22 protein-coding genes and 1 pseudogene are annotated in these 25,167 nt (G+C 39.3%); 5 read left to right on the plus strand and 18 right to left on the minus strand.

Annotated elements, in window-relative coordinates:
* The first annotated feature begins 174 nt into the window (after nt 1–174).
* From flgA to AAEY94_RS01165, 3 genes are all read left to right on the plus strand, one after another.
* Entirely contained in the window at nt 175–882 is a 708-nt protein-coding gene (gene flgA / locus AAEY94_RS01155; RefSeq protein ID WP_350976629.1) for a flagellar basal body P-ring formation chaperone FlgA, read from the plus strand.
* Between the two features lie 74 nt (nt 883–956).
* Nucleotides 957–1,274, plus strand: coding sequence for a flagellar biosynthesis anti-sigma factor FlgM (flgM, locus tag AAEY94_RS01160; protein ID WP_350976633.1), 318 nt, complete (start codon nt 957–959; stop codon nt 1,272–1,274).
* Nucleotides 1,275–1,375: 101 nt separating this feature from the next.
* Nucleotides 1,376–1,849 (plus strand): flagella synthesis protein FlgN, encoded by a 474-nt coding sequence (locus AAEY94_RS01165; RefSeq protein WP_182743882.1) that lies wholly within the window; start codon nt 1,376–1,378, stop codon nt 1,847–1,849.
* Nucleotides 1,850–2,009: 160 nt separating this feature from the next.
* On the opposite strand, the gene AAEY94_RS01170 is transcribed toward AAEY94_RS01165, so the two are convergent.
* The 3 genes from AAEY94_RS01170 to AAEY94_RS01180 all read right to left on the minus strand — a co-directional run bounded on the left by AAEY94_RS01170 (nt 2,010) and on the right by AAEY94_RS01180 (nt 5,726).
* Nucleotides 2,010–2,570: a chalcone isomerase family protein gene (locus AAEY94_RS01170; RefSeq protein WP_101085447.1), complete on the minus strand. Its 561-nt coding sequence runs from the start codon at nt 2,568–2,570 to the stop codon at nt 2,010–2,012.
* Between the two features lie 80 nt (nt 2,571–2,650).
* A complete protein-coding gene (locus AAEY94_RS01175; RefSeq protein WP_350976636.1) occupies nt 2,651–3,130 on the minus strand; it encodes a DUF2947 domain-containing protein in 480 nt (159 codons plus the stop codon).
* Between the two features lie 103 nt (nt 3,131–3,233).
* Nucleotides 3,234–5,726: a 6-hydroxymethylpterin diphosphokinase MptE-like protein gene (locus AAEY94_RS01180; protein ID WP_350976639.1), complete on the minus strand. Its 2,493-nt coding sequence runs from the start codon at nt 5,724–5,726 to the stop codon at nt 3,234–3,236.
* 434 nt (nt 5,727–6,160) lie between these two features.
* Here AAEY94_RS01180 and pseB point away from each other — a divergent pair, with 434 nt between their 5' ends.
* Nucleotides 6,161–7,159: a UDP-N-acetylglucosamine 4,6-dehydratase (inverting) gene (pseB, locus tag AAEY94_RS01185; protein WP_350976642.1), complete on the plus strand. Its 999-nt coding sequence runs from the start codon at nt 6,161–6,163 to the stop codon at nt 7,157–7,159.
* On the plus strand, nt 7,159–8,304 hold the full coding sequence (gene pseC / locus AAEY94_RS01190; RefSeq protein ID WP_350976803.1) for a UDP-4-amino-4,6-dideoxy-N-acetyl-beta-L-altrosamine transaminase: 1,146 nt from the start codon (nt 7,159–7,161) through the stop codon (nt 8,302–8,304). The genes pseB and pseC overlap by 1 nt, the downstream gene beginning before the upstream one ends.
* A 129-nt stretch (nt 8,305–8,433) precedes the next feature.
* Here pseC and AAEY94_RS01195 read toward each other — a convergent pair whose 3' ends face one another.
* The 15 genes and pseudogenes from AAEY94_RS01195 to AAEY94_RS01265 form a co-directional block, all read right to left on the minus strand.
* The gene (locus tag AAEY94_RS01195; protein ID WP_350976645.1) at nt 8,434–10,164 is read right to left on the minus strand and encodes a cytidylyltransferase domain-containing protein; all 1,731 of its coding nucleotides are present in this window, start codon (nt 10,162–10,164) and stop codon (nt 8,434–8,436) included.
* Nucleotides 10,161–12,095, minus strand: coding sequence for a polysaccharide deacetylase family protein (locus AAEY94_RS01200; protein WP_350976648.1), 1,935 nt, complete (start codon nt 12,093–12,095; stop codon nt 10,161–10,163). The genes AAEY94_RS01195 and AAEY94_RS01200 overlap by 4 nt, the downstream gene beginning before the upstream one ends.
* Before the next feature lie 9 nt (nt 12,096–12,104).
* Nucleotides 12,105–13,349, minus strand: coding sequence for an ATP-grasp domain-containing protein (locus AAEY94_RS01205; protein WP_350976651.1), 1,245 nt, complete (start codon nt 13,347–13,349; stop codon nt 12,105–12,107).
* Nucleotides 13,330–14,241 (minus strand): class I SAM-dependent methyltransferase, encoded by a 912-nt coding sequence (locus tag AAEY94_RS01210; protein WP_350976654.1) that lies wholly within the window; start codon nt 14,239–14,241, stop codon nt 13,330–13,332. The genes AAEY94_RS01205 and AAEY94_RS01210 overlap by 20 nt, the downstream gene beginning before the upstream one ends.
* 469 nt (nt 14,242–14,710) lie before the next feature.
* Nucleotides 14,711–16,119 (minus strand): annotated as a pseudogene (gene tnpC / locus AAEY94_RS01215) (IS66 family transposase).
* Between the two features lie 90 nt (nt 16,120–16,209).
* Entirely contained in the window at nt 16,210–16,488 is a 279-nt protein-coding gene (gene tnpB / locus AAEY94_RS01220; protein ID WP_350976806.1) for an IS66 family insertion sequence element accessory protein TnpB, read from the minus strand.
* Between the two features lie 61 nt (nt 16,489–16,549).
* Nucleotides 16,550–16,840: an IS66 family insertion sequence element accessory protein TnpA gene (gene tnpA, locus AAEY94_RS01225; protein WP_350976657.1), complete on the minus strand. Its 291-nt coding sequence runs from the start codon at nt 16,838–16,840 to the stop codon at nt 16,550–16,552.
* Between the two features lie 800 nt (nt 16,841–17,640).
* Nucleotides 17,641–18,798: a polysaccharide pyruvyl transferase family protein gene (locus AAEY94_RS01230; protein ID WP_350976659.1), complete on the minus strand. Its 1,158-nt coding sequence runs from the start codon at nt 18,796–18,798 to the stop codon at nt 17,641–17,643.
* Entirely contained in the window at nt 18,795–19,991 is a 1,197-nt protein-coding gene (locus tag AAEY94_RS01235; RefSeq protein ID WP_350976662.1) for a class I SAM-dependent methyltransferase, read from the minus strand. Before AAEY94_RS01235 ends, AAEY94_RS01230 begins: the two co-directional genes overlap by 4 nt.
* Nucleotides 19,984–20,736 (minus strand): SDR family NAD(P)-dependent oxidoreductase, encoded by a 753-nt coding sequence (locus tag AAEY94_RS01240; protein WP_350976664.1) that lies wholly within the window; start codon nt 20,734–20,736, stop codon nt 19,984–19,986. Before AAEY94_RS01240 ends, AAEY94_RS01235 begins: the two co-directional genes overlap by 8 nt.
* Complete coding sequence (locus tag AAEY94_RS01245; RefSeq protein ID WP_350976667.1) at nt 20,715–21,701, minus strand: transketolase family protein; 987 nt, start codon at nt 21,699–21,701, stop codon at nt 20,715–20,717. Before AAEY94_RS01245 ends, AAEY94_RS01240 begins: the two co-directional genes overlap by 22 nt.
* Nucleotides 21,694–22,536 carry a transketolase gene (locus AAEY94_RS01250; protein WP_350976670.1) on the minus strand — a complete coding sequence of 281 codons (843 nt, stop codon included), beginning with the start codon at nt 22,534–22,536 and terminating at the stop codon, nt 21,694–21,696. The genes AAEY94_RS01245 and AAEY94_RS01250 overlap by 8 nt, the downstream gene beginning before the upstream one ends.
* A 62-nt stretch (nt 22,537–22,598) precedes the next feature.
* Entirely contained in the window at nt 22,599–23,468 is an 870-nt protein-coding gene (locus AAEY94_RS01255) for an N-acetylneuraminate synthase family protein (protein WP_350976672.1), read from the minus strand.
* Between the two features lie 75 nt (nt 23,469–23,543).
* Nucleotides 23,544–23,786: a hypothetical protein gene (locus tag AAEY94_RS01260; RefSeq protein WP_350976674.1), complete on the minus strand. Its 243-nt coding sequence runs from the start codon at nt 23,784–23,786 to the stop codon at nt 23,544–23,546.
* Nucleotides 23,786–25,120 carry a motility associated factor glycosyltransferase family protein gene (locus AAEY94_RS01265; protein ID WP_350976676.1) on the minus strand — a complete coding sequence of 445 codons (1,335 nt, stop codon included), beginning with the start codon at nt 25,118–25,120 and terminating at the stop codon, nt 23,786–23,788. Before AAEY94_RS01265 ends, AAEY94_RS01260 begins: the two co-directional genes overlap by 1 nt.
* Between the last annotated feature and the right edge of the window lie 47 nt (nt 25,121–25,167).

Raw genomic sequence — 25,167 nt, forward strand, 5'->3', positions numbered from 1 at the left:
TTTGTATAAATTAGCTAGCACTGTGAACTGACACTTTTTTGACGAAGGGATAATGTTATTCTTATGTCCCCTAGCCCATTTATTTTAGCTTATTGTGTATGCAGAGATTACTCGCATATTTTTCGTTTTTCAAAGTATAGGTGCATTCTGGCAAAACAAGCTAGTATCTTCATTATGAAAGTATTTTTTTTATGTTTTTTGTGTTCAATAACATTTTCTTTGCCTGCAATTGCTAGCGAAGAAATTATCACACCTTCACTATCGACCATTTATGCGTTAGCTAAAGAGGCGGTAGCCAAAAAAATTGATGCTGACTCAAAAGCTAAAGTGCAAATAACCCCACAAAACCTTGAGGGCAGAATCAGTCCACCAGCCTGTTACCCACCGATTAATGTCGAACTTGCCAGTGAACGGGCTATTAGTCGAAATAACATGGTAAAACTCAGTTGTAATAGCCCTGACTATGACTATCCATGGCAAATGTATCTCTCTGTTCGAGTCGAAATCCAATACCCTGTTGTGGTGGCCAACCAACTATTGTCCCCTGACCAAATTATTGGCGAACATCATTTACAAGTCATGTATGTTGACCAATATAGCTTAAAAGGTCAGTTTTTTTCCGACACTACGACATTAATCGGCTCGCGGGTGAAACGTCGGGTAGCGAAAGACTCTCCAGTATTAAGTAATAACCTGTGCTTTGTTTGCAAAGGTGACACTGTTTCTATTTATGCTAAAACCACTAATGTAGAAATAAAAACCCTTGGAGAAGCATTGCGTGATGGCAATGTCGATGAGGTTATCAGAGTAAAAAACAGTAACACTAGCAAACAATTCGATGCGGTTGTAATTGGCGTTGGCGAAGTTGAAGTAAGAATGTAAAATAGCGTTAAAGTTTTTTCCTGGGGTGCCGATAGCCTGATTGGAAAACCTGATTCATTACGCTGGAGCCTCCCATGGCAATTGATATTAAGCATAACACTGCTACCAATACACAAATGCGCACTGCACGTGACACGCAATCTACAACTACTGCAGCCCCAAAATCAGCTGCACCGGTTAAAACAGATTCCGTTAGCATTACCTCTCAAGCTCAACAGCTTCAGAGCGCGCAAACAAAAATGGCATCGTTACCAGAAGTAGACCAAAAAAAGGTCGCTGAAATTAAGCAAGCAATCTCTGAGGGACGATATAAAGTCGATGCAGAAAAGCTTGCAGCGAATATTGCCAGCTTTGAAGCAGAGCTAGGCGGTTTATCGTTTGACAGAGAGTAACCGTTAAACGTTACTCTTTAACTTGTTTTAACGACACACAGATAATAGGTGCAAACTTGCACCATAGAGAAGTGTTAGTTAAGAAAACCTAAGAGTAATTTATGACAGAGTTAAACCAGCCATTACACAAGCAAGCAAGCGAAGATCAACGCAAAGAGCTACACCAACTGCTTGATAGTCAAAATCAGACATTAACGCAGCTGAAATCGCTTATTGTTGAAGAGAAAGCGGCATTATCCAAACAAGATGCCGACAAACTGCTGGCGCTTTCCAAAGATAAAACCCAGTGCTTATTCAATATGAAAGCCACTGACGAAAAACTGGCAAGCCACCCACAGCACAATCTGCTCACCACCGATACTGAACTGGCACAACAAGTCTCACGAGCTAAAGCTATTCTCGCCGAGTGCAAAGACATCAACAGTCAGAATGCCAGCTTGATTGAGCTCAATATCGCCAGCCTCAATCGATTTGCCCAGGCATTACAAGCCAGCCGCAATGCCTCAAGCTTGACCTACAATGACAAAGGTAAAACCTCTACCATTTCAACACTGGGCAATGACTTTTCAGCCTAATAAAACTTAGCAACAGCCTAGAGCGCTGCGCTGCTAGGACGCTTCGCGGCTAGAGGCTATAAAATCTTAGCAGCGAAGCTGTCCCTAGAAGCACAGCGACCCTAGCAGGACGTAGTCCGCCCTAGAACCTAGTAGTCTGCCCTAGAACCTAGCAGGTGATTTATTGAGCTAGCATAGCTTGGCGTAAACTTTGTTGTACCGGAGTTTCACCTAACCAAATCTTAAGTAAAGCCTGACGAAATGCCTCTCCAGCAATATCTCCCTGAGCATTACCATTTTTGATACTGCTCACGCCCTTGCCTTTTTGAGTCACAAAAGTAAATTGATCACCGTCGACAATTTCATCTGCAAACAATTGGGTAAAATGTTCAATATCTTTGGCAATTGAGTGTGTGTCATTGTCGGTAGCAGCTTCAAAACCGTCAGTAATGGCATCACGCATTTTGTTTGAAGTGATCATCCCAGAAGTAATCGTTAGCTGGATCACCGCTATCGGCTGAGTAAGCACATCTTCTAGAGTGTGCACTTTTGTCGGCAGATATAAACTACCCACATATAAATCCATAAAAAACTTACTGCGTACACCAGCGCCATTCAATATCAATGGCTGCTCTGCTACTGTAATTTGCTCTGCTACATCAACATCTGCAATCATGCTAGCTTGCGCCAACAACGGCATCATTAACGATAAGCTCAATCCAATTGAAGCTAATAATTTCATATAAACTCTCTAAAAAACTGCAATATCAACGACTACACCATCAGTCGTTTAACCAACAACCGCAACTCAAATCGGGTAATTTAACCGCGAACGCCTAATTTATATTGGCCATTCTGTAGAAACATCAATGCTTGCTTGTGCTTTGGCGAGATTAAAATTGGACCATCATCAAAAAATAAAAAGCACTTCCAATTACGCACAAACACATCCCAGCGAGTTTCAACAATTTGGTATTTTTCATAGCAAAAGTACACCACCGCATCATCAGGCCATTGAATATGCGCAATAATTGCTTCGGGCATCGCATTATCATTAGAATCCCATGCCGACTGCCAATGCTCCGTTGCCGCCCAAGCATCTTGCTTTATTGGCCAATCACCTTTTTCAAACAGCTCTGCACGACTGCTCTTATTGCTTATCCACTTATCCCACACTTCCATGGCACTTTTTTCGGTCAATGGCTTAATAAAGGCCTTATCATCATCTGATACAGGCAAATCTTTATGGTTAAAAATCCACTTACGCTTGAAATTCTCGAATGAAATGTATGTATGTTTCACGCTACCCCACTATTGAAATATATAATTTACTCGTTTACATTATACGGTTTGACTGACAACAAAAGAAATAATGACAGCCGATAAATTATCATATAGGTATTAATTAATTACACCACCCATCAATTTGTTGTAAATAACGAATTGCTGTTTGGTTGTTAATATCTAAATCCAATACATTTTTAAAACATGTTTTAGCAGCGTCGTGCTGACTTACTTCGGTTAAGAATACACCTAGTTTTAACAATACTGGAATGTCATCAGGGTATTTATTTAAATAATCGAGATAAATATTTAAAGCTTCTTGAGCTTTATCGTTCAATCTTAAAGCATGGGCATATTGAGGTAAGTATTCATCGCTGTAATGAATTATTTCTGCAAGGTGCTCGGTTGCTAACTCTAGCTTGTTTAATTTCAGAGAGAGCAGAATAATCTGTTTAAATTCAGCTTCATGGCAAAATATTATCGGTGTTTTTAATATTGTCGTAAGCGCTAATTCAGGCTTTCCCTCTAACATCTGCAGATAACTTAGCGCTAAATGATAAAGCCGAGAAACCTCAGAGTCTGTTGTTATAAAAGGGAAAGTATATTCGACAATCTTAGACATACCGAGTAGATGCCTCTTATGAAATAGTATTTGTAATTTATTAAAGGCATTACCTATTCTTGGTACGATAGATTTACCAGTATCATCAATAAACTTTTTAATAACAAATTGTTCATAGAACATTATTTGAGCAGTTTGAATTAAATTAAGTTCAATCGCGTTTAAACTCGCATATTGCATGGGATGATTGGCCTGCCAGAGAACCGCCCTTCCCCATTGTTTATCATCATTCCACTGCTTGCATAGAGCGTTAATGTCACTTATATGCTGATATTCATTCATCCGAGAGTTAATACGCTGTATGGAAGAGGTAACCAATTCAGATATTTCAGTAGATATGGCCTTAAATGTTTTGTAGTAAATGTGAGTTTGGTTAATCACATCTTGTTGTGACCACTCTTCCGTTTTTTTCGTTGACAAAAAATGAGAAAACTCATAGAAACCATAAAATTTGATTAGATGGGCAAGTGAAATAAATTCTTTATTTATTTTCTGTTCTATTTTGTCAATTTTATCTGCCAACGCTGGGATGTATTGGTTTGTTTTTTGTTTTTTTTCTATCTTGGTATTAAGTGCCAACGCTGATGACAGTAAGGCATTAAGCTGAAGCAGTTTATCTTGAGTGGTCGTGAGATTGTCCAAGGTATCATTGAGATACTTAAGCTTTTGTTGCATAGATACCTGATAAGTTTCAGGTTTTAACGTTTGGCGTTGTTTCTCCGTTATTGGCTCAAGACTAACATCCTGACACTCTTGATATTGTACACCTTTTACTTTTGCAGCATCTTTAGATAAATTGATGTAATTCGTGTTTATTTTAAGTGCCACTGAAGCTTGCAATGACTCTATTGCTTGCTTCAACTGCATTGGGGTCTCGGCCATCTCACCTGAATTAGTTTCCACCCACTCAAGCATCACACCGATATTAGGGCCTAGACTTGCACCATAGGTACCTTGTGCGTGTGTCATACCTGTTTGAGAATGGCAAAAATCGACACCGCAAAGTATTACTTGCTTAAAGCCCATTTCGGTTGCTATTTCGATGGCGCTGTTGATCACGGTTGGACCAATTGTCTTTATATTGTCCTCGTCGCTATCGGTGTTCCAGGGTAAGCGTGTACCTGTATATAGTGCTGCACCTCTCCATTGCCCCATAATTTGTGGTGCTACATGATAGGAATTGATCAGTAGCACATCATGTTCTAGTTGCATAAAATCTTTATTGACATCAAAACTGATAGATTGTGGGTCTACAGACACCACTATATCTACTTTAATATTGAGTTTATTTAACTTTCCCACTACCCTAGATGCAGCGATAATAACTAACCGTTCTGCGTTAGCTTTAATCCAATCAATAGAATTATCTAAAGATGGCCCGCCACCTAATATAATGCAGCTTTTACCGACAAATTTTTGCTTTAAGATTCTTGCTGGAATCAGGTTTTCTGCCAGGTTATGCAACTGAGCTTGAACAAATATTTTCTGTTCAAAACCAACAGCTTGTTCTAAACGCTCATATTCAAGCGTTGTTTCAACTTGAGTGTTAAGTCCACAATAGGATTCAAGGTAATTTCCTGAGACGGCTATTGCACGGTGAATTTTGAACTTCTGCTTAACAATATAAATATTGTTTTCACGCTCTTTAATGAGTGCAGAGAAACTCTCTGATGAAGTTATACTCAAGTCGCTCTGCAGAGCTTGAGGAATATCTATAGTCAGCAGAGCCAAAACTTCGGGTAGTTCAACAAAAATATATTTGCTCCCCTTAGCTAACGGGCGTTCCATAATGTAATTAGCTAATAAACCTGAGTCTAAACCTATGATTACATGTAACGTGTCTAAAGTGCTAAGAGCATCTTTGAACTTTTCTTCATACAAAGAGACTGAATCAATTTTTTCGAAAATATGTCGATTAACACTTGGTAAGTAAACTTCGTTAAATTGACTTATAGCAAATGTTTTGCCTATTTCTGATGGTGTATTAAGCATGGTGCCCTCCGCTATTAATTGTCCGCAGTTCCTGTCAATTAATTGTCATTATTAGCCGACTAATCAATCCAATTTAAACAGTTTATCTAAAATCCTCCTTTAAATGCTACATTTATGCCACGAGGGGAGTAAAAACCTAATCTATAGCCATTTTTTTAGAAATTTAAGCAAATAGCTAATTTTCATGCTACATATGAAAAAAAGGTTAGACAATTAGAATTAAGTTACTAAGATTACAATTGTTTATATAAGTCTACTGGTTTAATTTTCACTATCATATAAATAGATTAAAGAGTAAATGTTGTGATTAAATCAATTATGGTGCAAAAATTGCTGTAACTGCCTGTTCGGTTAACAAGAAAAGTTGTATTTTGCCTGCTTAATATCGAAATAAAGAGAAAGCTGGGCGACGAAGACAATAATTTGGAGAGTACATGTTTGATAATAAATCGATTCTGATAACAGGCGGCACAGGCTCATTCGGCCAAAAATATACTAAGACAATTTTAGCGCGTTATAAACCTAAGCGGTTGATAATTCTCTCTCGTGACGAGCTAAAACAATATGAAATGCAGCAGATATTTAATGCTCCCTGCATGCGTTATTTTATTGGAGATGTACGTGATGGAGACCGCTTAATGCAAGCATTTCAAGATGTCGATTATGTTATTCATGCAGCTGCTTTAAAGCAGGTTCCTGCTGCAGAGTATAATCCTATGGAATGTATCAAGACAAACATTTATGGTGCAGAGAATGTTATCAAGGCATCGATTGCCAACAAAGTAAAAAAGGTGATCGCCTTATCGACAGATAAAGCTGCGAGCCCTATTAATCTTTATGGTGCGACAAAATTGGCTTCTGATAAATTATTTGTTGCAGCCAATAACATCGTTGGTCCAGGAAAAACACGCTTTGCTGCCGTAAGGTATGGGAATGTGGTGGGTTCTCGTGGTTCCGTCGTTCCTTATTTCAAGCAGTTGATTGCTAATGGTGCTTTATCTCTTCCTATTACCCATCCCGATATGACACGCTTTTGGATTACACTCCAAGATGGTGTAGATTTTGTCCTTAAGAATTTCTCTAGAATGCAAGGAGGAGAGATTTTCGTACCTAAAATCCCTTCAATACGCATTTCTGAACTAGCGGATGCCTATGGTAATGGCTTATCACATGAGATTGTGGGTATTCGTCCTGGGGAAAAAATGCATGAAGTTATGTGTCCAGGTGATGATTCTCATCATACGATAGAATTCGATGATCATTTTGTTATCACGCCATCAATAAAGTTTTTTGGTCGTGAAAGTGATTTTACAGTTAATTCTTTAAATGAAGTTGGCACTTTAGTTAATTCAGGCTTCGAATATAACTCTGGTAGTAATGTTCGTTTTTTAACAGTTGATGAAATATTAAAACTAGATGAAGAGTCATGTTGATGATTCCATATGGAAGACATGATATTGCTACAGATGATATTGCAGCCGTTGTTGAAGTATTACAATCCGACTTTTTAACTCAAGGTCCTAAAGTTCCAGAGTTTGAAAAAGCCATTTGTGACTACACAGGAGCCGCATTCTCTGTTGTCGTTAATAGCGCAACTTCTGCCTTACATATCGCTTGCCTTGCTTTGGATGTTGGTCCTGGAGATTTAGTATGGACATCACCGATTACCTTTGTTGCATCGGCAAATTGCGCTTTGTATTGTGGTGCTGATATTGACTTTGTCGATGTCGACTCCGAAACAGGTAACATGTGTCCTGTAGCCCTTGCCAATAAATTACGTAATGCTGAGCGTTTACCTAAAGTTATTATTCCTGTTCATTTAGCAGGCCATAGCTGCGATATGCAAGCAATTGGCGATTTAGCTAAGCAGTATGCTGTGAGTGTTTTAGAGGATGCTTCTCATGCTATAGGAGGAAGCTATCAAGACCAGAAGATAGGCGCATGTCAGCATTCTGATATTTGTGTATTTAGTTTTCATCCGGTAAAAATAATCACGAGTGCAGAGGGAGGGGTTGTTACTACTCAACAATCCGACTTAGCTAAACGTATGGTTCAACTTCGTAGTCATGGGATCGTTAGAGATCATACTGTTATGCTTAGGGCGGATGAAGGTGACTGGTATTATGAACAGCACGAGTTGGGGTTTAACTATCGCATGACCGAGTTACAGGCAGCGCTCGGCGTGTCGCAAATGAAGCGACTCGATGCCTTTGTTTTGAAAAGAAATGAATTAGCATCACTGTATCGTAAACAACTCATAGGCCTAGCTTTTAGTTGGGTTGAGCCTTTACCTAATACTCAAAGTGCTAGACATCTACAAATTATCCGCCTACATGCTGCCTCTGCAAGAAAGCAGATATTCAACGATATGCGAGCCGCTGGTATACAAGTACATGTGCACTATTTTCCTGTACACCTTCAGCCATTTTATCTTAAAAAAGGTTTCCAACGAGGAGATTTTCCATCTGCGGAGCACTTTTATAAGCAGATTTTGAGCTTGCCATTATACCCAGGACTAGCACTTAATGAACTAAATGCAGTGATAACCCAACTCAAGCTACAGTTATCAAAGCAATGATAGTGTTTTATTTACGGTAAGCGTCAAGGCTAATACATCTTCAGCTTATTTCATTGAACCGCTAACTTAACGACTAAGATAATATCAGGCGTTAATATGACTAAACGTTCACATGAAGGCTAGGCTGCATCACGGCTTGACATAAGTATCCTCAATCAAGCAGCTAACCAATTGACACAGTTTGTTTCCCCCTTCTATTTCAAGGGAGTACTGCTCAGCATTACCTATGCATCGCTCTCGAAAGCTTTGGCTTTGCAATGTAAATAGCGCTTCAATATCCTGGGTTATGGTGTCTCGTGAGCGACTAATAAAACAACATTCGGACTTCTCTAGCGCATCAAGCTCTGGTGGTTCGCAGAGTGAGTCGGTTGGCAGTAGTAGTGTGATCGCCCCAGATACAATAGCCTCAAACAGAGAAATGCCATAGCAGCAAATAACCATTTCTGACTGTGCCATTAACTCGGGTAAGTTTTCAGGGTTAATGACATGAGTCCATCTTTCTGAGTTAGGTAATATTGGCTTGTCTGCATAGGGTCCCTGTACCCAAGTTATTTTATACGTGGGCGGAACCTGTGTTTCTATTATGGCGGGTAACCAAGAGCCATATTGCAATGCATCACTGCCGCCGGTGGTGATCAGTACTCGCTTTTGCTTGGGTACTATTTTCTGGGGGGTGAACAGGTAATGTGACCAGCCGTATGTTATTTTATCTGAGGCTGACTGACAAAAAAATGCAGGAACAAATATGGCATCCACTAAAAAATCGATATCTGCATCCGTTTTGTCGATAGCCAGTAATTTAGTGTTTGCTGATTTGGCCTTGGCAAGGGCTGAATTTAAAAGAACCTTGTCTATGTAATGTGGATGAATGTCTACTATCCATAGTCCGGTGTTATTTTCCAGCATTTGGGAAAGCGCAGATTGCTCGCTTTTGTACCATATTGCAGTACTTTGCAACCAAGGTAAGTCGGTACGCTTGTCACCAATAATATGTAGAGTGACACCTAACGATAAATGTTCTTGCAGTAAGTTAGTGATAAAAGCACTTCTTTTCAGATGCCCCATACCGATATCCTTCCTGACATGACAGAGTATCTGTGCTTTTTTATAGTGTGTATCAGGACGTTTTTGTTGTACGTGATTATTCAGAGCACGAAGTGCCGGATCATCAATAAGTTGCTGTTGAACCCATTTCAGACTGACGATTGATTCGGCCGAATGATTTCTATACCAACGGCAATACACTTCTTCCATAAAGCGATAGTCAGCATGAGTATCGACTGAAACTCTATGTTTTATCGCAGAAAAATCATCACTGTCGGTGATGTTGAGTTTGTCTAATACGGGTATCAGTTTATCAGCATAACCAACATGTTCACGAGACATGTCACTTTGACTGGCCGCTAACAGTTTATTCCAGCCCGTGAAGCTGTAAAATGCCATTCCTTCGTGGATACTTATTATCCCCTCTGCAAGCACAATACTGTCTTTGAGAGGATGGCGCTTTAATGCTTTGATCGCATGATCGATAAAGCCCGGATCGACCAGAGGGCAATCGCCGCAAATATAAACAATATAGTGAGGTTGAAATGTATTGATAACGGCATCTAGGCGACCCATTAGATCATTAACATCACCATCGAAAGTAAAACAACTTACACTGTTATCCTGCGACCAATTCACCAGTGGGCGGTTATAATCATCGGCCGTGGTGGCAAGTATAATGTCATCGATTTCCTTGCAATGGGTTAACCTATGCCATAGCTGCTCAATCATAGGCTTACCGGCTAGCTGCAACAGATGCTTGCCTGGCAAACGGTTAGAATTTAATCGAGCACCAACGATGGCAATGGTCTTCATTTGCGGGTCTCACAATCGAGTGAACATGGACTTATACTGTATTCAAAACTTGGTAGATAACCATCTTCCTTAAGCGTTTCATCGGCTTCTACCAGTGAAAACCACAGTCTATTAAGATAATTATCATTAATTTTTTGGCTAGAAATCATAGGTAATGCCGCACAGAGTGCGGGATCCCATTTAAGCTTTACGCCAGAAGGCCCTGAACCGAACCTCACTTCTCCAGCGGTTGCGCCAAGTGCACTGGTAGCTGAGACAATCGATGATACTGGATTACCATGATTAAAATCATTCTTGGCCTGAAAGGTTTCCAAGGTATCGCTACCTAAGTGAGTTTGGTACCAGCTTCTTTGCCTGCAATCGAGTAATGTGACATAACCAAGTCGCAGTGATGCTTCAGGCCGAATATGGTTATCAAAAGTGAAACCACAGGTTAGGTTTTCGCCATTTAATCTATACCACTTACTAAATCCACCAGACTGTAATGATTGATGACTGAGTATAAGTAAGCCATCGGTATTATTTAAAATTTGATATTCCACTTTATTGAGATCGGTAACTCTGTCTCTATGTCTGAATCTTTCCATCAATAAGTGGTTGCTAAAAAAATCAACCCCATAGCTTATATGGTCAAAGTAGCCATGTGAAAGTGTGCCTAAAATGGGTGTAAAACCCTGTGACATAAAACTCAATTTTTCGATGCACAATCCTCTGTTTGCGTTGAGTATTAGATGTATTTCTGGTGTTTTTATGCTGAGTTTTCGTCTTGCTTGGTCAAATTCTACTTGGACATTATCAGGGAAGATATTTGCCTGTTGTGTATTTTCACTGAATAAAGCCGATCGCTTAAGCGTCGGCTTTTGACGTGTCAATGCCTCAAATCTTTTTTGGGTTAAATGAGTCCGCAGATCGCTGGCCCAACGTCGGCATAATTGTCGCCATTGGTGATCAGTTGCAGTGTCTTTATTCAATTTTTGGAAGTCAGCAAAACATTGACTGTTAAGTTGTAAATCATTGCGCCCACTTAATGCCCAACGATTAATATTATATTTTGCCTGTTTCTTTACTGAAACGGGGTGTTCGGCATTAGTCAATGTTAACGCAGGAGATAGACGCCATAATGTTATGACCTCACGTGGGGGGCTCCATAAAAATCTAGCATCGCTATTTAATGTGTTAAACAGTAGGTCAATGCGCAGCCACTCTTTTTCTGCTTGAACCGTTTCGGTGTTGTAACGTCCTGGGCGGTAATCGAACACTTCCGCATCACTGCCATAGAGAGGAAAAGCAAGGCAACCAGGTTGTATCACTTTATTAAGGTATTGCAGATAATCTTCGAGTAATAATTCCCCATGCACATAGCGTTGAAACTTTTGGAAGGCGATTGCATGGTTCCAGATAACTTTAATTTCGTTACCTGATGCGGTAACCAAGGACTGGGGACGATGCAATAAATCAGTATGCCAATCAGGATTATGCGAATATGGGTTATCCCATTCAACAACAACTGCATCAAAGCCAACTTCAAGGTAAATATCCAGTAGCCCTGCTGAAACAGCTTGTTCATTAAGGTAAGCGATTGTTGGTTTGTAACCTAGAATGTTGTTATAGGTAGCTTGCCCAAGTCGAAGATTATGACGATTAACATCGGCAGGAACTAATGGGCCGATTATCTGGCTATCGCCACTCGCAATAAGTTCACAACGGTTTTCATTCAGTAACGTTTTAAAACACTTAATCCAATCAGGATCAACAGATTGAATGGCTTCAAGCGTGTAGGCCGTCATCTCTAATCCGAGCGGGATCCCACTTTCTATCAGGTGCAGCAATGGCCAATAACATCGCTGTACTACCTCAATATGAGATTCTTGATCTATCGATGAGAATGCCAGATTCATATGAAAAATAGCGTAAACTTTTACTGGCGTCATACCGTTATCCTATTCATACGTCACTTTAATAAGTGATAGTGCAGTTTGAGCCAGCTCAATTGCCTCTTGCTTGTTGGTTGCTGTGGTAATGACAAAACCGCTTCGTTGGGTATGATTTGACAGCGGAGCTATGATTGAACCCGGAGTAATGAATATGTTGAGTAACTGAACCCCAGGAGCAGTAGAGGCAACATCATGATTAATAACCGATTTGACTTTACCTTCAGGAAGATCCAAATAACGTATAGCCACGGCTTGTTGTTGCGTGGGGGTGACCTCTTCAACCGATAGACTTTGTCCAAGAGCCAGTTTGATGGCTTTCTCGACAAAGTTTACCCCGCACGCAAGCGGAATTTGAGTGGTCGAAAAATAGCCACCAGAGAGGCGGCCAGCGATCTCAATCACCTTAGGCCCTGTATCGGTATATACCATGTCGCCTTTTGCGACTCCGGAGCTGATCCCCAAAGCTAACGCTGCTTGCTCGACACATACAATAACGGCAGAGCGAACATCCACACTTGATGCTGTTGGAGCATCGCCCCCATTTTCGATGATGAATGGCTTAGTACGTTCAAGCCATTCATAGTTACGGTCAGCAAAACCTAAGGTATAACATTGGCTATTGTCTATTAGGGTTTCGGTACTAAATTGCGGACCGTCGAGATATTCTTCAAGCATCACACGGCCAGTTGGTGATTCATGATGAGCTAGTGTCCATGCCATATCAAGCTGTGACGACTGCTCAATGAGTTGAACACCTCGAGCGCCTCGACTGTCTACAGGTTTTATCACCACAGGGAAGCCTATCATATTAGCGCATGCATGAAGTGAAGCTTTATTTGTCACTGCGCAAAAACGAGGGATTGGGATTCCCATTTTTTGGAGTTGGTATTTCATCGCAAGTTTGTCAGCCACCCAATGGGCAGATTGTAGCGAAAGCCCAGGTAAATCAAGTGCTCTTGCGACTATGGCGACACTCATCGGCACATCTGCGCACATCGCAATGACACCATGTATCTTAATGCCATTTTCTACTAATGTTAAGGCATACTTTGCTATCGCTTCACCATCATAAGTGCTTACTTGGATAATGTGATCGGCTTTGGCAAAACCGGGCGCTCTAGAGTTGCCATCAACAATGATAAGCCCTAAGCCCATATCGCTAGCAAGGTTGATTCCTTCGCAAGCTTCGATGCCAGCACCTATGATAAGTAGGTTTTGGTCATGGTTAGATTTAGCCGATATTTCTTGCATAAATGCAGATTTCCCTACCAATATTTAATGAAGCCAATGCGCGATATATTGCTCTTTTTGTTTCATTTAAACCTGCTTTATCAAGGTTTAAGTCAAAGCGCATTCTTTTCTGATGACACGCGCGTCCCAATTGGTCATTGCCTACATAGTCATCGCCCATTAATAAGAACATGTCCATTGGGAAAGTCGTTTCATTTAAGAAAACCTCCATACCAATGTTGTTTAGTAAATTAGCTAAGCTTTTAGGAGTGAAATAATTGAGGTGATGTTTAGGGACTACCCACCAAGGTAAATGCTCTCCTGATTTAACCAATGCTTGTTGGAAGGGGTTGTAGTCATTCGGGGCCGTGATACACATGATTCCATTAGGTTTCAAACATGTCCGAGCCAATGTTAATAGCTCAATAGGATTGGGGATATGTTCGAGCACTAAGCTTGCATGGATTACATCGAACTGTCCTAGTGTGGATGCAGTTATTGGATTAAAAAAATCATTAATTACATCAACACCTAATGAACGCGCATGTTGGCACGCTTGAATAGAAGGTTCTATTCCAAGCACATTCCAGCCTCGTTCTTTACCGTGCTTGAGAAAGAAGCCAGGACCTGAACCTAAATCGAGTAAAGAGCGATGTTCGGCAACCAGTTGGTTTTCAAACGTATCATAGCGGTCGGAGTATTGCAGATTTAGCCATACTTCATCTTCATGTTGCCGTTTAATGGAGAATGGTTTTTCAACTGAATAATACTCTTCTTTGTAAAGTCGTTCCAACACTTCATGTTCTGGCAGTGGATTGACATGTTTAAAACCACATTGAGTGCATTCAATGATGTCGAAACCGTCTTTGTTATCTATGATTGCACCTGTATGTATTTCAGCAGTCTTCTTCATCAAGAAAGATCCTTTAGCGATTAATTGGCTTGTGTAGACGAAAAGTAACCACACCTTTGCCTCTTAGCCATTGTAAAGATTGGTATATGACTTCCTGCGAGGCAAATGAGGAATAATTACTTTATCATCTGGTTATCAGTGGATTACCATCTGTGAAAATTAATCCGAGCCCCAAGCTTTTTGTTATTTTTATTCCTTCATATACATCATTTTCAGCCCCGATAATAAGAATAGTTTTAATTTCATTTAAATTATAACCTTCGGATAAATGAAAATTTCGCATCCAATATTTAGATTAACAATTAGTTGATATAACTCTCTTTTTTATTTATGCCAGCCCTGTCAAGTATCATATCAAATTACACTCTTTTTAATGACATTTCCGACCTACATTATCTTCACTGACATAATTGTTACTCATCAATAAAAACATATCAATAGAGGTAAGCGCTCAATTTACCGGTGAAGCTTATTCTGCTTCACCTAAATCAACATTCCACGGCAGCAAATCAGTCATATCATCTGATGGTGCACGCTTGGGTAATTCTGTAAAGAGATGACGGAAATAGTAGTAGGGATTCAAATCATTGGCACGGCAGGTCATCACCAGGCTATATAAGTTCGCACTGGCTTTAGCGCCACCCACCGACGTCAGAACATCCAATTCTTTCGTCCTGTGGTAAATGGCCGGATATCTCGCTCAGTGACATTATTATCAATACTGATATCCCCATCTTCAAGATAGGTCAGTAATTTGGGCCATTGATTTAAGGTGTAACTAATGGCTTTACCTAATGCCCCTTTAGGTAAAACATGTTGGCTGTTTAGCCAGTCGTAAAACTCATTGAGGATAGGTTCGGCTTGTTGCTTTCTCAGCTGTTGACGCGCTTGGGAGGTTAAGTTTTTTGCCTGTTTTTCTATACCGTAAACCTGCTCAAGCGTATTGTAAGCACTGTAGCCATCGGTCAGGAGGTAGCCTGAGTATCCCGTTAGGAAATCCTTTACACAGGCGGCAGCACGACTCGGTTGATAGTCGTAAATAACCGCAGGGTTTTCTGCAAATTCACCACTGCGGTAAACCCACATGTACGACTTAGTTTCGGCTTTTCTGTCTTCTTCTCGAAGGACTTGTACCGTTGTTTCATCGGCACAAATCAGCTTTTCGCTCAGGAGCTTATCCTTCATTGCATCGATAATGACTTGGACTTTATCACCTAGCTGTACACACCAATTTGCGAGTGTGCCTCTGCTTATATCAATTCCTGAGCGATTTAAAATATCAACCTGGCGATACAGTGGTAGTGCATCCACGTATTTAGCGGTGACAATAGCGGCAAACGTATCGGCACTGCCCATGCTTTTAGGCAACATACTCGCAGGCTTAGGGGCGGTAATGACTTTATTGCTGACGTGTGTTTTTTCACATTGACGACACGTGTATTTGGTACGCTCATGACGGATAACGCTGACTTTCTGTGGAATGATTTTGAGCTCTTCACTGACTTCTTTTCCGCATTCATGAAGGGGTGCTTGGCAACATTCACAACAAGGGGCACAAAGTTCGTGCAGATAAACTTCACGCTCAAGCGCTTCTGGTAACGGTTTTCTGCCTGTTTTAGCCTTGCTCTTATTTACGTTGGGCAACGCATGTTGCTGCTCAGCTTCGTTAAACGTGCCTTTGGCTACCTTTTCACTTTGTGATGAAAAACGTTTTGATTTGCTGAGGTTGAGCTGTTCAATAAGCAACTCAATTTGAGTTTGAAGCTCACTCACTTGCTCCTGCTTAGCTTGAAGTAATACTTTTTGAGCATCATTCTCTAGCTGTAGTTGCAGCAACATGGCTTTGAGTTGTGCTATATCATCAGGTAGGTCAGTCAAGGTGGCTCAGGGCTTAAAAGGTTATCAATATCCTTAGTCTGACAGCGAAAAATGATCGTTCAAGTAAAAATTTGCGATCAACATTCGCCGTCACACTTCAAGTCCAAATATGGGTCGATGCGCCTTAGGATTATCTAAGGTTAATCCCGATAATAGCCAATGTAATTGCTGCTTGCTGATATGAACTGCGCCATCACATTTAGGCACAGGCCACTTAAAGTGGCCTTTTTCGAGGCGGCGATAATAAAGCCAAAATCCATTAGTATCCCAAAATAAGATTTTAAGCTTATCGCGGTGTCGATTACAAAAGATAAACCAAGCCTGGCTAAAGGGATCCATTTCAAGTGTGTCTGCGACGATTAAGATAATCCATCAATCGACTTTCTCATGTCGGTGACACCCGACACTAAATACACGTTACCAGTGGGAGTCATTGTAGTGCTGCAACCCAATGTTTGATTTGTGTTTGACTGAGCATCGAAGGGAGTTCAGCGCTAATACCGTTAGGTAATAATAGCACCACGACATCAGCGCTTTCCTGGTCAAAGACAATGGGCTGAACGTGTTGCTTGGCCTGTTTACTATTGAGTTTTTTGACCCAATAGTAAAGTGTTTGGTAGTGGATGGACCGCTCATTACAAAATTGTTTAATCGGTAACTGGCTTTGTTTGAACTCAGTCAGTATTTGTGTCCAGTGGTCATGTTTTTGAGATTGATTCATAGCACCTCCTTTGTAAAGAAGCACTATGCCAAAAGCTGATTTTTATTGGTATGTGGGGTTAATTGACCGCTTACTAACGATGCGAGGTGTACTTCGCTAGACGCTCACAACTTAACTAGGGTGACCGAATTCAATTGACCAGATCAAGTACTCGATCTTGATGTTCAGTGGCAACGACATGAATGCCGCATGATTTTGTTTTGGCACAAGAAAGAAAAGCGTTACCTATCGGTGGCTGAAAAATTTGTCGCGTGAACAGTTTAACTGTGAAGACGTGATGAAACTGTATCGCATCCACTGGCAGATTGAGCTGCTATCTTAAAGAGTGGAAGAGTCACAACAACCTGAAGAAATTTGTAACGCGTCAGCCACATCTGGTCAAGGGGTTTATCTGGACTAGTCTGCTGAGCTTACTCCTCAAGCGTTATATCGGCCGTATAACCCAAAGGCGGCAGAAATTACGTTTATCTATGCTTAAAATAGCCAAATCTACTCAAGGTTGATTCGAGCCCGTAATGAAATCGTTGGCAAGTAAATAGTTGGCAAGTAAATCGATAACTCAATTAAAGGCTGATCTGGGTTGGGCAATAATATTTATCACAAAAAACTGTTGTCGCGCCCAACAATCAAAATCGAGACAAGACAACAGCTTGGAGTCGATATTTGAGCATTTAAATGCTTAAAGTCTATGATTCAACTCATATGTAAAAATCACAGATTTCACAACAGTTCACAAAAACACCATAAATTAAAGTGATTAACGCCCAATTATGTAAAATTTAATTTTTCACCATAAAATCTCATGATTTATTACAAATATTTTCTATTATAGATTTGTACTGATTACACTTAACTTTCATTACAGTCAACTCTCTCGCTAATTCTACTCTATCAATAGTAGGAATAATAAATTCAGACTTATCATCCAAATAAAATCTTGGATCACTTATTGAATCTTTAACAAACTTAGTGTTATCTTCATTACAAATTAATGAGGCCGTTGTTTGCTGTGTCAAGGCTAATATAAAACCATGTCTTCTATATGTAAAAGTATGCGTTGCATTTTTGTATATTGTCAATGTTTCCTTTAAAGATAATTCATCCTCAACCAATAAACATTGACTTTGATATTTACTAGGCATTTCTATATAAACCTTTCTATTTGTTTCTCTATCATCAGTTAAATCATTATCTACATTATAGTTACACTGACTAATAAATATTACTTTTGTCTGATACCTTTCAATCAAACTTATAACTTTATTAGCATTATCTTTAATTTTTTTTATTGATAATTCAGATGTGAAGTCCAAGCCCCGAAAGTTAACTACGATAAACTCATCTGGTAGCAAAAAATCAATACTCTCTTGACTACCTATTACCGGTAAAGAAAAAGCAATATCAGGTAATATGCTAATTTTACGAGAATCTGACATATATTTTGACGCTGTTTCTGCAGATGATATCTCTCGAACGATTACAGCATTGGAGTTATCCAAAATCATTTTTAAGTGTTTTTTACCATTCTCGGTTTTCGGATGAACTAAAGAAACTGAATAGAGTATTATAGGTTTGTTCATAAACTTAGCCAGTATCACTATGATAGAAAAATAACTTAGTGGCCCCGTCATAAAGTCTAATGATATATCAACAAAAAGCCTTCCATTGCCAAATAAAACTGCATCACTTCTTATCATTTCATTATAAATATTTATCAGATGCTGATTATCATCACCAGAATTGAAACCATTAAACATTCTTCCTATAGACTTATTTTTTGTTTCATGGTCCAAATTTTTTATACAAGAAACATTGAACTCTTGTGAAAATGAATCATCAACATGTCGACTTAAAACTGTAAAGTTATAACTGTCACCAAGAATATTTTGTAATCCTAAAAAAGATGCGTAATCACCTAGGTTTTTTGTATCATAACCACCAATAACTAAAATATTCATTTAACATCACCATATTGATAAAGCGTTATAATATTAAGATCACTTCTTGTTTCTTTTATGCTTTTTAATATATCCAGTTCAAATGCACGTGATGAAATAATAATGTTTGAATTTGTTTTTATCAAAAGAATTATACTAGGGGGCTTTATTTCTATACCAAACACCATTTTACCTTGCTTGGTTTCACTTTCATCTATTACATTGGAGATGTTAATATTTTTTATTACATTAGTCATTGATAGTAACTGACTCGTATGCACACCACCTCCATATATATAAGTAGGCATTGAACTTTTTATTTGATTATAAATACTTTGTTCTTTATTTCTCCAAAATTCACTTTCTCTTTTTATATATGACAACAACATGATTTTATTTTTTTCGTAATTGCCTGAAACAAAGCTTACATAATTAAGATCATCATTACTTTTTACCTTAGCTAATATTGTTATAACAGGGTAATGATTTATATTATAATTCTTCGATATATGAACTATATCATAGCCTGAATTAAAGATAACTCTTGTTAGTGTTTCTTCACAAAAATAGTTAAGATGTTCAAAAGTTAACACCCCTATTGGCTGCATACTTTCTTTTTCCCATAAAGGGACTTCGATAAGGAGCCACCCATCTTGAGTAAGGTTTTTCCTTATGTGATTTAATACCTTATAAGGGTCATACAGATGCTCTAGAATATGCGTAGCAATAATTAGGTTAAACTTCTCAATGGAATCATATTCTTCGATAGTACCTTCAAGCGTTGTTATACCATATCTGCTTCTTGCAAAGTTTCGACTTAATTCACTAGGTTCAATACCCAGTAACTTTGTAGAACCACTAGCCTGGAACCTTGAAAGAGTGTAACCGTCAGAACTCCCGAATTGTAACACTTTACTTGGAAAGCTATCGCATGACAGTTTTACGAGCGAGATTAATCTATTTAAATCTTCAACTTTGGCTTGTGTAGGGTTTCCATTTCTACTGGATGACACATATGTGGCAACATCCTCATAGTAGCTCGTCATTTCTTCAGGTGTTACAGTTCTTGTTTGCATTACAAGGCCTGATTCTCGACATAACCCAAAAGAAACATCCAACTCTCCAACACCTGATATATACCAATTATACTCGATTATGTCTTCTAGCGTGCCTCCGAATAAACTTTTCCTATTGGCGGTTTTTACTTTAACCAAAATACATTCCTCCATTCATATTTAAAGTCTGTCCAGATAGATAAGACGACTCTTCATCACATAATCGAGCTGCTAACTTTGCAATTTCACCTGCGGTGGCAAGACGCTGGGCGGGGATGTTTCTGATTTTTTCCTTACCTGCATCTGTTGTTAATTCAGCAGCCGACATGTCGGTTGCTACAAGCCCTATTGCAATAGCCATTGAAACAATGCCATCTTTTGAGTGAATTTTAGCGATTGATTGAGTAAAATTGATTAAGGCAGCCTTTGATGCTGCATAATGGACTTGATTTAAACCGCCCCATTGACCGCCAATACTGCTTATATTGATTATTTTCCCCCAGTTTTGAGACAGCATTTGAGGTAACACTTCTTGGGTGGCCATAAAAGGTCCCTGAAGATTGACGAGTAGCATACGCTGCCAATCTTCATCAGTTATTGTAGCAAAAGGTTTTTCTTGGGCGATTGCGCCATTGTTGATAAGTATAGATATGGGTTTATTAAAATACTCAGTTAAAGCCAGTATGGCCTGCTGAATACTATCCCGACTAGCATAATCGAGCTTTATAGCTAATGCGTATTGATTATTTATTTCTATTTGTTTAGCTAATTCTTCTGCTTTTTCTCTATTACTGCTGTAGCCTATTCCAACACTGTATCCAATGTTCGCAAAGTGCTTGGCCATGGAGGCTCCAACACCACCACTTGCTCCAGTTATGAGTACTAATCTATTTTCGGCAGGCATATGTAATTCCCCTCACCTATAACTTGTTTTACTTTACTGATAATACTATTTACGTCTAGACCATAAAATGCGGCTAATTCGTCAGGTTCTCCCGAACGACCTATCTGGTCATTTATCCCCATTCGATGCAGAGGACATAAAGGTTTTTCGGCCAATACTTCGGCAATAGCACTTCCTAAACCGCCAATAGTATTATGATCTTCATAACTTATTATTGCTTTGGTTTCTTGTGCTGCACTTATTATTATATCTTTATCTATAGGTTTTATCGAAGGCATATGGATTACACGTATCGAAAAACCTTCAGTTTCAAGATACTTTGCCGCGGTAAGTATTCGGTGAGTCATTACCCCACAACCAATTAATGTTATTTGATGACCTTGTTGTAATTGTTTGCCTTTTCCAATGATAAACTCAGGTTCTTCAGTAAACACATTTGGACATGGACTTCGGCCGGTGCGCATGTATGCGGGCCCTTGATAATTGACTAAGGCGCGAGTGGCAGCATGGATTTCATAAGAATCACAGGGAGACAAGACTACCATCCCAGGCATTGCACGCATACAAGCGAGATCTTCGAAACATTGCGCAGAAGCACCATCAGGGCCGACATCTAATCCAGGGTGGCTCGCAATGAGTTTGACATTAATATTTGAATAGGCAATAGATAATCTAATTTGCTCGACAGCTCGTAACATAAACACGGCAAAGGTTGTGACAAAAGGCTTTAAGCCGGTAATAGCGAGCCCAGCTGAAACACCGACCATATTTTGTTCTGCTATCCCACACTGGATAAATCTATCTTGATGATGCGTTCTGAAGTGATGTGCACCGGTGCCACCTGCTACATCTGCATCTAACACGTAAATGGATTTATCTTCAGTTGCTAATTGGGTTATCGCTTTACCAAAAGCTTCTCTTAAGGAATCTGATTGTTGTCCAACTAGAGCAGGTGTACTAGACATTTGTGTATTCCTTAATATCTTTATCATTACATCCAAGGGCTTTCATAGCCGAAAAAAACTGTTCTTCAGACAGAGTGACACTACCATGCCAAAGTGGACTGTTTTCCATAAAATCTACGCCTTTCCCTTTTGTTGTGTGAGCGATGATGATTGTAGGCGTTGTAATATTCGTTTTTGGAGTGAGAGCATGAAAAATTTCGTCATGGTTGTGGCCATCGATTTCAATCACTTGCCAACCAAAGGCTCGCCACTTCTCACTCAAAGGTTCGAGCGCACAAATTTCGGCGTTAGTAGCATCGCTTTGTAACTTATTATAATCTGCAATTACAGTGAGATTATTTAATTTATGGTGTGACGCAAACATAGCGGCTTCCCAAACTTGTCCTTCCTGCATTTCACCATCGCCTACAATGGAATAGACACGTTGGTTTGTATTTTGTAACTTTAGTGCTTTGGCTATTCCCGTTGCAACAGATAATCCTTGACCAAGTGAGCCTGTACTTACTTCAACCCAAGGTAAATGGATAACGTCTGGATGCCCCTGAAGTTTTGAGTTAAGTTTACGCAGCGTTTTCAATTCGGATCTTTCTAGTAGGCCTATGCTAGCAGCTACTGCGTAGAGCGCAGGGACAGCATGGCCTTTGGATAGAATGAAATAATCATCACTATAACTTTTATTTCTTAGGTTTGCTGGAGACATAATCTTGTGAAACAGAGTCGTGAGAATATCAATACATGACAGGACGCCTCCAGGGTGTCCTGAGCGTGCATGATATATCGATGAAATTGCATCTTTACGTATTTGCAATGAGAGTTGATTAATATTTTTAGTCATTATAGGTCACTTAATATTTATTTTTGGGGTTGCTATTTAGACAGTTTCCTAGAGCGATTCTATTATTTTCCGTCAAAGTTATTACGAACAAATTTCATTGGACGTAATCCATCAAGGGAATCTGCTCGCCATTCTCTATCCGAGGCTTCACTTGCAACAAATTTTTTTTCTGGGTTGCCATCAATTACATTGGCTAATTTTATACCTTGTATTACGGGTGCTATTTGTTGTGGCAGCCAGCAATGTCCAGAAGCATATTCATCACCCTTTTCATCTAAATCTAAATGAAACTCTATGACATCTGCTTGCCATTTGTGTGCCGCTCGGTTGAGTACAGCAGCAGAAACAGTATGATCAGACCAACCAACCTTAACTTGATAGCGATTTCTAAAGCTTTCTAATACAGCAAGATTACATTCATTCTCAGGGGTTGGGTATGCAGATACACAATGAAGTAAGGTTATGTCTTTTGCGCCATTTTCTTTTAGTGTGAGTACTGCTTTATCTATTTCTTCTAAAGTGGCCATGCCAGTTGAAAGTACAACTGGTAATCCCGTTTTTGCGCAGGCTACTAGGAGACCAGTCCATAACAATTCGTAGGAGGCTATCTTATAAAAATCAACATATGGAGCAAGTTCTTCGACAGCATCTAAGTAGAAGGGGGTGCAAGAAAACTGAATGCCATATTCATCACAGCTTTGTTTTAATTCAGGCAAAAAACTGACTGGGAGCTCCCAATCTTTGCGCTTTCGATGCGTTTCACTTTTAACCAGAATCTCGGGAGCGAAAAGTTGCTCTATTTGAAAAAGCTGAAACTTTACGGCATCACAACCAATGTCTGCAGCTGTTTTGATAAACTCAATGCAGCGCTGTAAGTCTCTATGATGATTGCTGGAGACTTCAGCGATAAAAATAGGTGAATGTGTAGTCATAGTTACTCGCAAATGGCTTTGTATAATCTATTAACGGCAAATCTCTAGGAATCTTGATGCTCTAGTATTTTTGCTCTATCTGACTAATTCTATTAGTTCATATTCCAAATAATCGGCAAGGCTTAACCAATCGTGTTGCTCTTGAGCCTGCAGCATAGAAGGCAATATTTGCTGAAAAATTGTATTAAGGACAAGTTCTGGGTAGTTTTTATCTATTGCATCAAGACATAGCCGTAGTTCGACTGAGGCCATTGCTTCTTTACCTAATCTAAATAAAGATGCCGTTTTTCGCAGTGAATCTTGTAGATTCATACTCATTATATAAGGTCCTTATACTGAGAACCGCTAATTTTAGCGCCTGATAAACTCGCTTGGTAAAACTTTACTTCTGGATGCTTAGCTATGTAAAGTTCTAAGTGTCTCAGATATGCTCTTAGGTTGAGATCCGTCGCAACCCTCTGACCTTTTCCATTAAGCACCCAGTGTTTAGCTTCCTTCACTTTCTGAATAACAGTCTTAACCCATATTTGTTCCTTTGCCTCATTTTGAGCAAATTTGTGATCATTCCAAAATGCATGACTTTTATTATTGCAATAACAAAAGTCACATCCTAATAGAGTAATTTCTTTTGCTTTTAATTTGACCGCTAAATCAATAGCCGGATGAATAACACTGCCATTAGTGAACAATCTTAACTTAGGATATGAAGAAGCCAGAGTGTCGTATATGTTACTTCCTCCATAGGCAGTATATCTTTGGCCTAACCAAGCATTAAGGACAATGGGGTCAACTCGGGGGAAATAAACAAGATTTATGTCATGGGTCAAGGCTAAAGGTAAATGATATTCACCTATCAATCCATCAATGCAGATCACGAAATCTGGTTTAATACTATTGTGAAGTAAACCACGTAAGGCGGTATCTGCCGCTATAATCAGTGGCCTTTGAGTACTTAAACTCATTTGTTTAAGATAATCATAATGTTCTTCTAGTGAAGGGCCTGAGCCTATTACGATAGCTTTATCGTTACAATGGCTATTTATCAAACTCGCTGCATCTAAATCGTGAGTAATATAACGTTGGTTATCATCGAAGCGTTTTAATACTGCAGGATCGTCAGACTTATGCCGTTGATTAGAGAAATCAAGATTAAGCTCCATCACTAATAAGTCTCTAAGAGCGGCATTATCATCACTGACAAGAGTGAGATCTGGTGTTATTGCAATATTAGGAAAATGAGGGAAATTTAACTTTTCACTTGGAAGAACATTTAAATTGATGTTCGGATGGCTTAACCATTCACTTTGATCTGTGTAGCTGATGAGTAAGGCAAAAATGCTGATATTTAAAATACAAACATCAATTGAAAGATATTGAGGGTTATCGATAAGTAAACTTGGCACATCCCCCATTCCAACACCGTAGACGGTTATGTGACTAGCATCTATTGGTAATGTACTGATAAAAAGTTGGGCTTCGGCAAGGCGATTATGACGGCTGCTAAGTTGAATTCCACTCACGCTAATAGTTTGGTTATAACCTTGAATTAAAAAGGCTTCTATATTTTCAAACGTTGTCGTTTTTAATCTAGATGCAATATCTGGCCATTTTTTAGATATTATCTTGAGATTTGCAATAAAAAGTTCAGTCATTGATATTATTCTCGAAATTATATGTCTATATTCATGAAATATACAAA

This window comes from Shewanella sp. AC34-MNA-CIBAN-0136 (assembly GCF_040309945.1).
Taxonomy (GTDB): domain Bacteria; phylum Pseudomonadota; class Gammaproteobacteria; order Enterobacterales; family Shewanellaceae; genus Shewanella.